Source organism: Oceanisphaera avium, from assembly GCF_002157875.1.
Taxonomy (GTDB): domain Bacteria; phylum Pseudomonadota; class Gammaproteobacteria; order Enterobacterales; family Aeromonadaceae; genus Oceanimonas; species Oceanimonas avium.
Map to the genome: position 1 here is coordinate 688,725 of NZ_CP021376.1, position 13,545 is coordinate 702,269.

Here is a 13,545-nt window from a genome sequence, read left to right on the forward strand (position 1 = left end):
ACCAGACAAAGCCGTTTGCTGAGTTACAGACATAGCCTACGGTATTTGTGGGCGTTATGTTAGTCACATTCTGTGCGCTAGGTTAAGAAACTTACAGTTAGTCTTATATTATTAACCTATTGTTTACTTTATAGTATGCCTTTAATAGCTAATTCATTTGGAGCCCATCATGACCCTTTCCCCTATCCAGACTTTACTCTTGGTGGATGATAGTAAGGTGGCGCGCTTGAGTTTAATTCGCCAAATTAAAACCTTGGATGCGCAATTTGAGCTTATTCAAGCCAGCAACGCCGATGAAGCTCTCCTGTTGATGAAAACAGGCCACGCCGATGCCGCACTGATAGATTTTAATATGCCAGGGCGTGATGGCTTAGAGTTAGCTAGCGAGCTTAAAGCCAGTCATCCTAGTATGAAAATGGCGCTGGTGACGGCAAATATTCAACAACCCTTAGTAGAGCGCGCACAACGTTTGGGTCTCACCTTTTTAGCTAAACCCACTCATATTACGGAGCTGGCGCAATTTTTAGGAGTGCGCTTATGAATGGCTTATTAACCGCCGATGAACATGATGTGGTGGTGGAATTAATGAACATTGGCATTGGCCGGGCGGCCAGTGCTTTGTCACACATGGTACAAGATGAAGTCTTGTTATCGGTGCCTAAATTACAGTTTTTAAGCCCCAGCCAAGCCAATGCCAGCTTTTGCCAAACCTTGCCGCATTTATTAGCCGGCGTTACCCAAGATTTTAGCGGCTTTATGAGTGGGCGCGCCGCCTTATTGTTTCCAGAAGATCGCAGCCTAGAGTTAGTGCGCGTGATCCTTGGTGAAGATATGTCAGCGGATGAAATCTCTGAGCTAGAGCAAGAGACGTTAGGGGAGCTGGGTAATATTTTGCTTAATAATTGTTTGGCGACCCTTGCAAACCTATTAAACCAACAAATTCATACTGACTTACCGCGAGTCTTTAATGTAAACACCGCTCAACTATTAACGCAGCTATCGCCCCAAGAAAATACCGATAACACTTCTTTTATTATGTTGGTACAGATTAAATTTAACCTTAGAAAAAACGATCTGCAGGGCTATTTAGCATTTTTAATTGATGTTGACTCAGCCGAGGTGTTTGTAAATGCATTGCGCAACTATTTAGCTGAGTGCTCATAATGGCGTCTTCCTTATTACCTGCCCATGCATTAAGCGAGCAGGCGCTGGATCATATTGAATTGGGTGTCGCTTTATTTTGTAGCGAACAAAAAGTTCAATTTTGGAATCAATGGTTAGTGCGCTATAGCGGTATTAGTGCCGAGCACGCCCTAGGTAAGCGCTTAAATGAGCTATTTCCCTCGCTGCCGAGTGTCTTGCTCGAGGCGGTGACCAGTGGCGCTAAGCAAGGGCTATCTCGGGTGTTGTCTCACCAATTACATGGTCAATTATTGCCCTTAAGAAGTGCTAAAGAGCAGCCGGTGTTTCACTCTGTGGTGCTGCGCCCGCTTGCACAAGCCAATGGTGAGCAGGCGTTATTAATGCAAGTGCATGATATTACTAACGCCATTAAGCGTGAACGCCACCTTAAAGACAAACAACAAGCGCTGCATCTTGCTCATCGTACTCAATCTGAAGAAAAGCAATTTATTGATACCGTATTAGAGACCATTAGTGCATTGGTGGTAGTCACAGATACCGATGGCATTATTATTAATATGAACCGCAGTGCTGAGTGGCAGTCGGGTTTTAGCCAAGAGCAATTAGTGGGTCAGCCATTAAAAATGTTGCTCGGCTTAGACAGTTTTAAGCATTTATCCGACAAGCCCTTGGCCAGTAATGAAATTAAAACCTTTAATTGTCGCATGACCAATGTGCTAAACGAGGCCATTGAAGTGCGCTGGACCGTAAAAGCGGTAAAGGAAGATAAAGATCCACTGCGCTACATTATTTATACCGGCCAAGATGTGACTGAGCGTGAGCGCGCCGATGCGCTGTTACGCCTAGAGCGAGAAATGCTAGAAATGACGGCGGGCAATGAGCAGGTGGAGCATATTTTAAATCATGCCTGCTTAACACTGGAGCGCCAACTTGAGTCTTGTCGAGTGGCGGTATTAGATATTACCGATGACAATACTTTACGAGTGCGCAGTGGGCCACAGCTCTCAGCACGCTTTTGTGAGCAGTTGCATCAACTTGCGAATGAGCGCCTAGTGCGCGTATTACAAATTGGCTTAGATGCCGGCCAGCTACAAGTGTTTACCGTGCAGCCCAAAGGGGCGCATTGGCAAGCTTGGTTAGACTTAGCAAAAGAATACAAGATGGCAGGCTGCTGGTTAATGCCTATTCAAGTTAATCCGGCGCGTTCTCAAAATTTACTGGCGGTATTTCCCCGCTATAAAAGTAATCCTTGTCCTCATGAGCGGATGATGATCCAGCGCATTGGCCACTTAACGGCGCTAATTTTAGAGCGCCAGCAACAGCAAGAACAAATTAAGCGCTTGGCGTTGCAAGACTCCTTAACCGGTTTAGCAAATCGAGTGTTACTGGGTGAGCAGCTGCAGCGCAGTATTTCTCGGGCTAAACGCCATGCCAGTGGTTTTGCTTTATTATTTATTGATCTTAATGGTTTTAAAGAAGTGAATGATACCCACGGCCACGATGCAGGAGATGCGTTATTAGCAGGCCTTGCCCAGCGCTTGACTCAGCGATTTAGAGCCACCGATTGCTGTGCGCGCATTGGCGGCGATGAGTTTGTGGTGTTATTAGACGAGGTAGCCAGCAGTGCGGTAGCCTTTTCATTGGCCCAGTCGGTATTAACCTTAGTCGCTAAGCCCTTTATCTGGGGTGAGCAAACGCTGAATGTATCTGCGTCAATTGGTATTGGCTTGTTTCCAGAAGACGGCGACTCGCCGGCCGCCTTACTTACCCGCGCCGACAATGCCATGTATCAGGCTAAAGCGCAGAGTAAACGCACCGGCCAAGGCTGTGTGATGCGCATTATGAATGACTAATTCCTATTAACCTCATAAAAAAGCCCCGCGTTGCGGGGCTTAATCATGCAATTAGTTTACTAATCACTAATCACTTTTTATTACTGACTGGCTGCGATTATAGTACCGTGGCAATGCCATCACATAAGGCATCGATATTGTCTTTGGTAATCCCCGCCACGCTAATGCGCCCAGAGCCAACAATATAAATGGCAAACTCTTCTCTTAGGCGCGCTACCTGTTCTTTATTAAGGCCAGAGAAAGAGAACATGCCATTTTGACGGGCAATAAAGCTAAAGTCGCGACTCACTCCGCGCTCAGCCAATTTTTCTACGAAGAGGCTGCGCATTTCTTGAATTCGCTCGCGCATTTCAGCAAGCTCGGCTAACCAGTCTGCATATAAAGCAGGGTCTTCGGCGATCATGGCAATCACATTAGCACCATGCGCTGGCGGGTTAGAGTAAATGGCGCGAATAATGGTTTTTACTTGGCTAAAAGCGGTATTGGCGGTGTCTGCGTCTTTTGCTACTAAGGTAAAGGCGCCTACGCGTTCATTATACATGCCAAAGTTTTTAGAAAATGAGCTCGCAATTAATAGCTCGACATTATGCTCGGCAAATACTCTTAAACCATATGCATCTTCATCTATGCCTTGGCCAAAGCCTTGGTAGGCAAAATCAAACAAGGGTAACCAGCCATTTTCCGCCGATAGCTTAGCTAATTGCTCCCACTGTGCAGGAGTGGGATCAATACCGGTCGGGTTATGACAGCAACCGTGCAATAACACCGCATCGCCCGCTTTGGCATGGGTTAAATCCGCTAGCATGGCATCAAAGTCTAAGTCTTTACGCTCAGCATCGTAATAGCTGTACTCTTTCACTTCTAAGCCAGAAGCACTAAATACGGCTCTGTGGTTAGCCCAAGTGGGGTTAGAGATCCACACTGTGGTGGTATCGAGCTGGCGGGCAATAAATTCCCCCGCAATGCGCAGCGCCCCCGTGCCACCGGGAGATTGAGCGGTGCGAGCGCGCTGTTCGTTAATAATGGCGGCGTGTTCGCCAAATAATAATTTTTGTACTACATCCGCATAAGCGTGAACGCCTTCAATGCTTAAGTAGTTTTTTGTGGTTTGCTCGTTAACGAGGCGTGTTTCGGCTTTTTTTACGCAACGCAGCACAGGTGTTTGGCCGGCTTCGTCTTTATAAATGCCCACGCCCAAGTTAATTTTATGGGCACGAGGATCGTTACGAAAAATGTCGGTGAGGCCCAAAATAGGGTCGGCCGGTGCAGCTGTGACCTTTTCAAACATAGCGTTAGTCAATCCTTGTGATAGAAGACGAGGGCAAAGCGCTTCGCCTCTGGTAATGAAAAACCCGAACGGGTACGCCTTAGTTATAACATTTGCCAGCCCATTACAAAATGGCTTTAGCTGATTGCGCTAAAAAATTATCTGTTGGGCTGTGTAAAGTAAGCCTCATTGCGCTTAGCTTTTGGGTTGGTAGGGATAAATATGTAAACGGGGGATCACCGGCTCATCGGTAATGGTGGCGGCGCGGCGGGTGCGCACTTGGGCAGGCGGATAATTGCCAAGCTCGGTGATAGCGGGTAATTCATCTTGGCACAGTAACAGTGGCAAATGAGCTTTAACTTGTTGTTGGCGCGGTGTTATGTCTTCTTGCCAGCGCACATTCACCATAGGATGAGTTTTTACGGGGCGGCGTAATCGCAGCTCGGTACTCGCAGGTAAGCGTTTAATATCATAGATTTCTCTATCGACGCATTGCTGCCATGTTAGCGCGTCGGTGAGCGGGGGAGGCGTGTGACGAGCAGCCATTAATTGCTGTACCAACGCCTCTTTATCTATTTTTTTTATAATTTGTTTATTCGCCCACGTAAACCCTAACCGTGAGGCATCATGGGGCAAGAGCACTAAATGGCGATAGACGTGCAGCGTAATTAACCCAGGCAGCGTGTGGTGCACTAAGGCGTATTTTTGATCCCGCGTGCCCGCGCTTTGCACCCGCGCTTTAAACTCACTTTTTAAGTGATTGATTTGGTTAATATGGTGAGCTAACTCAGTTTTAAATTCGCTAGGAAGTAGCAACAGGCCTGGCAGGCGAAAGCTGGCTTTAGTCGAATGGTGAGGCTGAATAAACCACTGCTGATAAGCACTTAGCGCCGCTGCTAGCGCGGGTTCGCCAACTAATGGCTCTACCATAATCTGAGTGATAGGCTCATGCTCTTCTCCCATGGCAATGGGAGGCAGCGCAAAGCAGCGAGCCTGAACTAACTTGCGATTATTGAAGCTGAGCAGCCAATCATTAAGGCCATGATGGGCGTGCTCTAGCTCGCTAAATACTTGGCGCAGCTCGGCTGCAAGAGTAAAAATGGGGTGACTAGACTCAGACATAGGTTATGCCAACATACTGTAAGGGGCTTTAAATTTAGCAGCAACGCCAAGTTTGGGCAAGTCAGTCCGCTAATCAATAAACTTAGGTCCTGTAGCTTATAAGCTGGCGCTTATTCATAGGCCATCACCGGACCGGCAATTTTAAGGCCTAAGCGCTCTCCTGGCATAAAAGTACGTGCGCCACTGATGCGCATTTGTATTTCTTGGGCGCCCGCTTGGTCGCTCGTGAGCACATGCACTAAGGCATCATGTCCGTAATAAATTGTTTTTTGCACGCAGCCACTAAAATGAGGCTCGTCGCTATTAGCTAGTACAAATTGCTCAGGCCGGATCATGATGGTGGCGGACTGACTGTCTCGTACCCCCTCAGTGGCTAAGGCAAGAGGGCCAAAGCAGCTCTGAATTGTTCCTTGGCTTACTTTTGCTGACAAGACAATGGCATCGCCGACAAATTTTGCCACTTTAATATCGCTGGGGTATTTATATAAAGACACAGGATCGCTGACTTGTACGCATTCACCTTGGCGCATAACGGCCACTAAATCGGCCATCGACAGCGCTTCTTCTTGGTCGTGGGTCACCATAATAGCGGTGGCACCAATGGCATTAAGAGTGGCTTTTACTTCTTCTCTTAGTGCGATTCTAAGACCGGTATCGAGGGCTGAAAATGGCTCATCCAGTAATACTAAAGAAGGCGAGGGCGCGAGGGCGCGAGCTAGCGCAATGCGTTGTTGCTGACCGCCTGATAATTCGTGAGGCATACGCTGGCCTAGGCCGGTCATGCCCACCAATTTAAGCATTTCCAACACCCGCTTAGAAATTTGTGCTTTGCTGCTAAAGGCTTCGCCTTGCAGGCCAAAACTAATATTTTTTTCAACGCTTAAATGGGGAAATAGCACGCCATGTTGAGGCACGTAGCCAATTTTTCTGTGCTCAGGTTTAATATTGGCTTGAGGGCCAAATACGGTTTGGCCATTAATAATAATGCGCCCAGTAGTGGGCGTTTCAAAACCGGCGATGGCGCGCAGTAAGGTGGTTTTACCACAGCCTGAGGGCCCCAATACGGCCAGCATTTTGCCTTCTTCTAGCTCAAGGTGGACTTGGTTAAGCGCTGCAACCTCACCAAATTGCTTGGACACATTGTCGATGATTAATTTTTTCATATCTTCCTCGTGTATCCTGCAGGTTAGGCGGTGTTACGGGTAAAAGAGCGCATGGTCAGCAAATAAACCGGCAAACCTGAGATTAAAATTAATAGCGCCGCATAAGGCGCCGAGGCACCGTACTCTGCATTTGAGGTATGCTCCCACACTTTGGTCGCCAGCGTGTCTATGCCGGTAGGGCGTAGCAATAAAGTGGCGGTTAATTCTTTCATAATTTGTAAAAATACCAGTGCCAACCCCGCTCCTAGGCCCGGTGCCATTAAAGGCAAGGTAATGCGTATAAAAACTCGCCATGCTGACTTACCTAAAGAGCGCGCCATTTCTTCTAGTTGGGGCGGAATTTGCATTAAAGTGGCACGAATTGACGATTGCGCCATGGGTAAAAATAGCATGGCATAACCTATCAATAATAAAGGTGTGGTTTGATAAAAGAAAAAGGCATAACGAATAGCAAAAAATACTAATGTTAGGCCAATCACTAATCCTGGCAAACTATGAATAAAATAAGGCAGGCGCTCAGCCAAATTAGCTAATCGGCCTTGAAAGCGTACCGCCAAAAAAACTAATGGCAGTGCAAACACAGTAGCGAGTAGGGCGCCGCTAAAGCCAAAACTTAAGGTGGTGGTTAATGCACTTAATACTTCTTGACCGTGAAAAGCACTGGAGCTACCACTTAGTAGCCAATAACCGATTACCGCAAGCGGCACACCGGCGGCCAGCGTGATTAATAATAATATTGCCAGTAGCAGCCAAGGTTTGGTCCAGCCTAAGATAACTTGGTCTTGTGCGCCTGGGCTACCTTGGCGCTGAGTGGCATGGTTGTGCTTGCCTCTTAGTAATATTTCTAAGCCAATGACGCCTACACACAATATTAGTAATACCAAGGTGAGCATGGCCGCTGAGGCGCCATCAAAGGCCACGTAATATTGATCAAAAATAGCCGTAGTAAAGGTCTCGTAATTTAAAAAAGCTAAGGCGCCAAATTCAGCCAGCATATGTAAAGAGATCAAAATAGCGCCGCCAAGCAGCGCTGGGCGTAACTGAGGTAATAACACCTTAAAAAAGGTTTGAGCGCGGCTAAAGCCAAGAGAGCGAGACGTTTCCTCGAGCGCGGGATCCATGCCACGTAAGGCGGCAGCTACGGGTAAGTGCACTAAGGGATAGTTACATAGCGTTAATACCAATACCGCGCCGCTAAAACCCTCTAGTTGAGGAAAAATAGATATCCAGCTATAGCTACTAATAAAAGCGGGCACCGCAAAGGGTAGAGTGACTAGCGCGTTAAACAGTTTGCGTTTTGGCAAGTCGGTGCGCTCTATCAGCCAAGCACTGGCGACCCCTATCAGGGTACTAATGAGCGTCACTGTTACTAACAGTTGTAAGGTATTGAGGAGTAGTTGATAGACACGCGTGCGAAAAATAAGACTCATGGCATGACTAAGGCCTGCCTCTTGGGCACGCAGCACAATATAGAGCAGCGGTAGGCTAGTAAGCACCACCAATAATATGACTGGGATCATCAAGCCAAGCGGCACGGGTTTTCGGCTTTGTTTAATCACAGCTTTGCTAGACATGTAACTTCTCAATGACAATAAGCACTACTACTAGGATACGCATCATAATGAGGTTAAGCGCACTAAACCAAATTTTTCGCAACCAAAGTGGCGAGCAAGATTGACGACTTTTAATTAAAATAAATTAATAAAAAAGACCGAAGGCATACATGACGCCTCCGGTCTCATTCTAAGTACACCTACTTGGCGGACTGCTCTTCCTTGAGCAGACAAAGGAGTGAGCTTACAACAAACCCACTTCTTGTAACAATTCAATGGCCGCTTTGCCATCGCTATATTCGCCTAAGTCCAGAGTATCGTTAGGCGGAGTCAGCTCTGAGAAGGGCTTTAGGCCATGGGTATCCACATTGGGGTTTAGCGGGTATTGAGCACTGTTATCCGTTAATATTTGCTGACCAGCTTCACTGGTAGCAAAGGCGATAAACTGCTGCGCTTCGTCTTGGTGTTTACTGGATTTTAAGATGGCGGCGCCCGAGACAGTGACCAAATCACCCAAGTCATGAGTACCCATAAAATACAGTGCCGAGTTAAGCTTATCTGCTCCTTGTTCGCGCGCTAAATTATCCCAGTAGTAGTTATTAATAAGAGCAAAAGGAATATCACCGCGCTCTACGGCGTCCATGGCGGCTTTATTATTACGATATTCTTTACCATTTTTCTTTAAGCTTTCTAACCAAGACTTGGCCTTTTCGCGACCATCAATTTTTATCATGGCCGATAATTGCTTTTGGAAAGCACCACTGGTTTTAATAAAGGCGAATTTATCTTTCCATTTATCATCGCTTAAGTCATATACCGAGGTAGGCAATTCGTCGGCGTTAATTAAGTCTTTGTTATAAACCATTACGCGTGAACGCGCTAATAAGCCGACCCAGTAGCCATCAGCATCACGATACTCAGCAGGAATATTGTTAAGTGCTGGCTCGTCAATTTCTGCGAGCAGATCTTTATTAGCGAGCATAATGAGCGGCGTAGACTCTTCGGTGTAAATAATATCTGCCGGCGAGCGCGCACCTTCTTCTACAATTTGGTGGGCGAGTTCATTACTTGAGCCTTGGCGACTTTCTACTTTAATATTGGTTTTTTCGGTAAAGGCATCGATTAAGGCAAGGGTTGCCGTTTTATGTTGGCCGTTATAAATAGTGAGATCGGCATAGGCGCTTAGGGGGCTGAAAGCTAACAAGCTAGAGAGAGCAAGCGTGCTGAGTTTAAATTTGCGAGACATACGGCCATCCTTTGTAAGGCAATGAGAGCACAGCTATTACTATGACTTAATAATACGAGGTTAGAACATAGTTGATAATAGCAATGGTTATCAATTGAGAAGAAAGGTAACACACGTTATTTTCATGTCAAGTCAGTGGCGGGTAAGTGCACAGTAAATGCACAGTAAATGCACAACTTTAGTCAGCGCGGTGGGAGAGGTTGGTTTTAGATAATTATATTTTAATCAAACACTTATAATTTTATGTTTAACATAATAAATGCTGTGGCGCAGTTATCGCTAAGTGTGGCCCTATTAAAAGATGGTAAGTGCAAGTTATAAAAAAAGCGCACTAGCAAACCAGTGCGCTTTTTTTGCCTATATGCAGTACTTAGCGGTGGCGTTCTTGTAATTTAGCTATCACATCACTAAGTTGTAAGCCTTCTTGCTGCAGTAAGACAGTTAAGTGATAAAGTAAGTCAGCCGACTCATTTATTAACTCTTCTTGATCGTGCACCGTGGCCGCCAGCGCAGTTTCAACACCTTCTTCACCCACTTTTTGTGCGATGCGCTTAGTGCCGCTGGCATACAGGCTGGCGGTGTAGCTAGAGCTAGGATCGGCGCCTTTGCGACTGGCGATCACTTGTTCAAGCTCGGCTAAAAAGCTTAAATCGGGCGCTATTTGCTCATTAAAGCAAGATACATGACCTAAGTGGCAAGTTGGGCCAATAGGCTTAACCGTAGCTAATAAGGTATCACTGTCACAATCGGTGCTAATGTCGACCAGCTGCAAATAATGCCCTGAGCTTTCCCCTTTGGTCCACAGGCGATTTTTAGTGCGACTAAAAAAGGTGACCTGCTGGCTGGCCAAGGTCAGAGCTAGCGCTTCTTGATTCATATAACCCAACATTAATACTCGAGCGCTGTGGCTATCTTGCACAATAACGGGCATTAGACCATCGACTTTAGCCCAATCTAGCTGGCTGTCATCAAATTGCGCGGCTTGGGTGATATCAGTCACGAGTAGGAATTCCTTGTTGGGTTAAATATTGCTTTAGCTCAGTAATATTAATAATGCCTTTATGAAATACAGAGGCGGCGAGAGCGCCATCAACATCGGCGGTTAAAAAGGCATCTTTAAAGTGCACCATTTCCCCCGCACCACCGGAGGCAATGAGTGGCACCTTACAAATGGCGCGCACTTTTTGCAGTTGCTCAAGATCATAACCTTGGCGCACCCCGTCTTGGTTCATGACATTGAGCACGATTTCACCGGCACCGCGGCGCTGTACCTCTTCTACCCAGTCTAGGGTGCTCCACTTAGTAACCTGAGTGCGACTTTCATCACCGGTAAACTGATGCACTTGGTATAAGCCGCTGGCTTCATCATAGTAAGAGTCAATGCCCACCACGATACATTGCACGCCAAAGGTCTCGGCAAGCTCGGTGATTAAAGCAGGATTACTGAGAGCAGGGGAGTTAATAGAAATTTTATCGGCGCCATATTCTAAAATTTGTGCCGCATCGGCGACGGACTTAATACCGCCGGCTACACAAAAAGGAATATCAATCACCTCAGCAACGCGGCTTACCCAGCTTTTATCCACAACGCGGTCTTGACTGCTGGCTGTGATGTCATAAAACACCAATTCATCGGCGCCTTCGGCGGCATAACGCTGTGCCAAGGGGACGATATCGCCGATGGTTTCGTGGTTACGAAATTTTACGCCTTTAACGACTAAGCCGTCTTTAACATCTAAACAAGGAATTATGCGTTTTGCCAGCATGCGATTGCCTCTTCTACGGTGAATTTACCTTCTAATAGGGAGCGCCCTAAGATAACGCCGGCCACACCGGTGTTGGTGAGTGCGTTAATGTCATCTAAATTGCCGATGCCGCCTGAGGCTTGCCATAAAATAGTAGGGTAGCGCGCTGCAAGCTCACGGTAGAGGGCCACATTAGCACCACTGAGAGTGCCATCTTTAGAAATATCGGTACACAATACATGGCACAGTCCTGCTGGCAAATAATGCTCAAGCAGCGCTTCAATCGTAATACCGCTGTCTTCTTGCCAGCCGGCAATGGCGATTTTTTTCTCACCGTCTGCAGTAATATTAATATCTAGCGCTAATACGATACGCTCTGGGCCATATTGTTTGATCCAACCGACTACCATTTCTGGGTTTTTTACCGCCGTTGAGCCAATAACCACCCGCTGTACGCCAATATCGAGTAAGTCTTTTACATCTTGTTCGGTGCGAATGCCGCCGCCAATTTGCACCGGCACGGGAGTATTGACTACTAAGTCTTTAATGAGGTCGAGTTGGCGCTGATTACTGTCTTTTGCGCCATCTAAGTCTACAAGATGTAACTGAGTGGCACCGGCGGCGACATATAAGTCAAAGCGTTCTTGAGCTGAGTCAGAATATTGGGTTTTTTGCTGGTAGTCACCTTGATAAAGACGCACTACGTGGCCGTTAATTAAATCAATGGCAGGAATAATCATAATTTACAGCTCCAAGAAGTTTTTTAGCAGTTGTGCACCGGCTCGTCCTGAGCGCTCGGGATGAAATTGCACACCAAAGAAGTTGGCATTGCCAATAGCCGCACTAAAGCTTAAGCCGTGTTGGCTGCTGGCTAGGGTGTAATCTCCCACCGGCACTGCGTAGGAGTGCACAAAGTAAAAGTAACTGCCATCGGCAATATCTTTAAATAAAGGATGATCGGGCATAGAAGTGATTTGATTCCACCCCATGTGTGGCAAGCGTACGCCATCACTGCTTTGCATATGTAAGCAGGGCGCATCTATCAAACCTAAGCAGTCTACATCCCCTTCATCTGAGTGGTTCACCAACATTTGCATACCCAGACAAATACCCAGCACGGGCTGTTGTAATTGGTTAATTAATCCAATTAAGTTGCGCTCGGCCAAGTTTTTCATCGCCTCTGCGGCAGTCCCTACGCCGGGTAAGAGCAGCTTATCTGCTGCTAATAATACTTGGTGATCGCGACTCACCGTCACTGAGTAGCCTAAGCGTTCAATGGCATAGCGCACCGACGATAAGTTAGCGCAGCCGGTGTCAATAATGGCGACCTGCGTCGCCGGATTATTAGCCAAGGTGAGTGGCGTGGTGGTTGGCGTTTGTTCGCTCAAAGAACCCCTTGCTGGAGGGCAATTCATTTCCCTCCACTTTAAGAGCTTGGCGCAACGCACGCCCAAAGCTCTTAAAGGTACTTTCTACCATATGATGGGTATTATCACCCGTCACTTTAAGGTGAATATTGCAGGCCAAACTGTCACTTAAGGATCTAAAAAAGTGCGGCACCATTTCTACTGACATATCGCCGACTTTATCTTGCTTAAACTCACCTTCAAAAGACATATAAGGACGCCCTGATAAGTCTAGCGTCACGGCGGCTTCACATTCATCCATTGGCAATACAAAACCAAACCGACCTAGGCCACGCTTATTGCCAAGGGCTTTGCGCATGGCTTCGCCCATGGCCAGCGCCGTGTCTTCAACGGTATGGTGATCGTCAATGTGCAAGTCACCATCAACATGCACATTAAGTTGAAAACCGCCGTGGGTCGCAATTTGATCCAGCATATGATCAAAAAAGTGCAAACCGGTATTAATTTGGCTGCCACCTTGAGTGTCGAGATCCAGCGATAAAGTAATATCCGTTTCTTTAGTAGTGCGAGTTACGGCGGCCTTACGGCCTTTGCTTAATAATTGAGCGACGATTTCATTCCAACCAATGATACGCCCCTCATTATCGGCATGGCCGTAATGGAAGCTGGGCAGTCCCATGTTATCCGCTAACTGAATGTCGGTGATGCGATCGCCAATCACCCAAGAGTCGGTGAAATCAATGCGCCCGGCTTGTAAATAATCTTTGACCAAGCCTAGGCGCGGCTTGCGACAGGCACAGTCATCTTCTTGAAAGTGCGGACAAATTAAGGTGTCCTGAAAATGTACGCCTTGAGAAGTTAAAATTTGCATCATTAACTGCTGGGGCGCATCAAAGTCTGCTTGAGGAAAGCTGTCAGTGCCTAAGCCATCTTGGTTAGTCACCATGACTAACGTGTATCCAGCCGCTTGCAGTTTTAAAAGGGCGGGAATGACATTAGGCAAAAATGCCAGTTTATCGAGGCGATCTAATTGTTTGTCGACGGCGGGCTCTTCCACCATGGTGCCATCGCGATCGATAAATAAAA

13 protein-coding genes are annotated in these 13,545 nt (G+C 46.9%); 3 read left to right on the forward strand and 10 right to left on the reverse strand.

All coding sequences use genetic code 11. From position 1 onward, the window contains the following. Positions 1 to 169: 169 nt before the first annotated feature. From CBP12_RS03095 to CBP12_RS03105, 3 genes are read left to right on the forward strand one after another with little or no spacing between them, the layout of a single operon-like run. Positions 170 to 541 (forward strand): response regulator transcription factor, encoded by a 372-nt coding sequence (locus CBP12_RS03095; protein WP_086962852.1) that lies wholly within the window; start codon positions 170 to 172, stop codon positions 539 to 541. After that, positions 538 to 1,164, forward strand: a complete 627-nt coding sequence (locus CBP12_RS03100; protein ID WP_086962854.1) for a chemotaxis protein CheC — start codon at positions 538 to 540, stop codon at positions 1,162 to 1,164. The genes CBP12_RS03095 and CBP12_RS03100 overlap by 4 nt, the downstream gene beginning before the upstream one ends. Beyond that, positions 1,164 to 2,996: a sensor domain-containing protein gene (locus CBP12_RS03105; protein WP_086962856.1), complete on the forward strand. Its 1,833-nt coding sequence runs from the start codon at positions 1,164 to 1,166 to the stop codon at positions 2,994 to 2,996. Before CBP12_RS03100 ends, CBP12_RS03105 begins: the two co-directional genes overlap by 1 nt. A gap of 97 nt (positions 2,997 to 3,093) precedes the next feature. Here CBP12_RS03105 and CBP12_RS03110 read toward each other — a convergent pair whose 3' ends face one another. From CBP12_RS03110 to hisB, 10 genes are all read right to left on the reverse strand, one after another. Continuing rightward, on the reverse strand, positions 3,094 to 4,284 hold the full coding sequence (locus CBP12_RS03110; RefSeq protein ID WP_086962858.1) for an amino acid aminotransferase: 1,191 nt from the start codon (positions 4,282 to 4,284) through the stop codon (positions 3,094 to 3,096). A gap of 174 nt (positions 4,285 to 4,458) precedes the next feature. Then, positions 4,459 to 5,385 carry a DNA replication terminus site-binding protein gene (gene tus, locus CBP12_RS03115; RefSeq protein WP_086962860.1) on the reverse strand — a complete coding sequence of 309 codons (927 nt, stop codon included), beginning with the start codon at positions 5,383 to 5,385 and terminating at the stop codon, positions 4,459 to 4,461. A gap of 110 nt (positions 5,386 to 5,495) precedes the next feature. Then, a complete protein-coding gene (locus tag CBP12_RS03120; RefSeq protein ID WP_086962862.1) occupies positions 5,496 to 6,548 on the reverse strand; it encodes an ABC transporter ATP-binding protein in 1,053 nt (350 codons plus the stop codon). A gap of 23 nt (positions 6,549 to 6,571) precedes the next feature. Beyond that, the gene (locus CBP12_RS03125) at positions 6,572 to 8,122 is read right to left on the reverse strand and encodes an ABC transporter permease (protein WP_086962864.1); all 1,551 of its coding nucleotides are present in this window, start codon (positions 8,120 to 8,122) and stop codon (positions 6,572 to 6,574) included. A gap of 223 nt (positions 8,123 to 8,345) precedes the next feature. Further along, positions 8,346 to 9,347: an extracellular solute-binding protein gene (locus tag CBP12_RS03130; protein WP_086962866.1), complete on the reverse strand. Its 1,002-nt coding sequence runs from the start codon at positions 9,345 to 9,347 to the stop codon at positions 8,346 to 8,348. 370 nt (positions 9,348 to 9,717) lie between these two features. Next, positions 9,718 to 10,278, reverse strand: a complete 561-nt coding sequence (gene hisIE / locus CBP12_RS03135; protein WP_086965337.1) for a bifunctional phosphoribosyl-AMP cyclohydrolase/phosphoribosyl-ATP diphosphatase HisIE — start codon at positions 10,276 to 10,278, stop codon at positions 9,718 to 9,720. A gap of 61 nt (positions 10,279 to 10,339) precedes the next feature. Further along, entirely contained in the window at positions 10,340 to 11,113 is a 774-nt protein-coding gene (gene hisF, locus CBP12_RS03140) for an imidazole glycerol phosphate synthase subunit HisF (RefSeq protein ID WP_086962868.1), read from the reverse strand. After that, positions 11,095 to 11,832 carry a 1-(5-phosphoribosyl)-5-[(5-phosphoribosylamino)methylideneamino]imidazole-4-carboxamide isomerase gene (gene hisA / locus CBP12_RS03145; protein ID WP_086962870.1) on the reverse strand — a complete coding sequence of 246 codons (738 nt, stop codon included), beginning with the start codon at positions 11,830 to 11,832 and terminating at the stop codon, positions 11,095 to 11,097. The genes hisF and hisA overlap by 19 nt, the downstream gene beginning before the upstream one ends. Positions 11,833 to 11,835: 3 nt before the next feature. Next, a complete protein-coding gene (gene hisH, locus CBP12_RS03150; RefSeq protein ID WP_232455136.1) occupies positions 11,836 to 12,480 on the reverse strand; it encodes an imidazole glycerol phosphate synthase subunit HisH in 645 nt (214 codons plus the stop codon). Next, entirely contained in the window at positions 12,437 to 13,519 is a 1,083-nt protein-coding gene (hisB, locus tag CBP12_RS03155) for a bifunctional histidinol-phosphatase/imidazoleglycerol-phosphate dehydratase HisB (RefSeq protein WP_232455184.1), read from the reverse strand. The genes hisH and hisB overlap by 44 nt, the downstream gene beginning before the upstream one ends. Between the last annotated feature and the right edge of the window lie 26 nt (positions 13,520 to 13,545).